At 34.7% G+C, this 346-nt stretch carries 1 protein-coding gene; it reads left to right on the forward strand.

The genetic code is table 11. The features are described 5' to 3' along the window. Window positions 1–163: 163 nt before the first annotated feature. Window positions 164–346, forward strand: a 183-nt coding sequence (locus ACJ5GX_RS04905) for a KH domain-containing protein (RefSeq protein WP_495292759.1), incomplete at its 3' end; no start/stop codon positions are given.

Consider the following 346-nt stretch of genomic DNA (forward strand, 5'->3'; position numbering starts at 1 on the left):
CCAATATTTACTGCAACTGGCTCTTTCAGCATTTCAAGCTCTATAGGTAGATAAAGGGGATCGATCGTATTTTTACCTATTATTTCTCTCATGGCACTTTCAGCAGCATTTTTAACGCTGAAACCAGGTTTATAATCCCGCACTTTGAATAAAAAAAAAAAAAATGGAATTAATTCAGGAACCATTGTTATTTGAGCGCCACGCGGAGATCGATCTATTTATTCGCAGTTATATAAATGAATCCTTTAAGCATGCTGGTATTTCTAAAGTAACTGTAGAGCGTACAGTTACTTTAGTGTCTGTAATAATACATTCTTCTAAGCCTGGAGTTATAATAGGTAAGAAA

The organism is Wolbachia endosymbiont of Tuta absoluta (genome assembly GCF_059414725.1).